Origin of the sequence: Streptomyces sp. NRRL S-1022 (assembly GCF_000720135.1) — a bacterium.
Classification (GTDB): domain Bacteria; phylum Actinomycetota; class Actinomycetes; order Streptomycetales; family Streptomycetaceae; genus Streptomyces.
Map to the genome: position 1 here is coordinate 1 of NZ_JOIU01000226.1, position 204 is coordinate 204.

A 204-nucleotide genomic window follows, 5' to 3' on the forward strand; every position below is an offset into this window, starting at 1 on the left:
CGGCGGCCCTGCTCACGCAGCTTCTCCGCCAGGGCGAGGACGGGCGCCTCATCGCCGGAGAGAACGACCGAACCGGGAGCGTTGACCGCCGCCAAGTCCACACCATCGCCGAGGTGTTCGGTGATCTCCGCCTCGGAAGCGGCCACGGCGACCATCGCACCGCCCGCCGGCAGGGCCTGCATCAGCCGGCCCCGCGCCGCCACC

General features: G+C 74.0%; 1 protein-coding gene. It reads right to left on the reverse strand.

Going from position 1 to position 204, the window contains the following annotated elements; genetic code table 11:
• Positions 1 to 182: hypothetical protein (locus IG05_RS43460; RefSeq protein ID WP_199808497.1), on the reverse strand; the 182-nt coding region annotated here is incomplete at its 3' end.
• Positions 183 to 204: the final 22 nt, after the last annotated feature.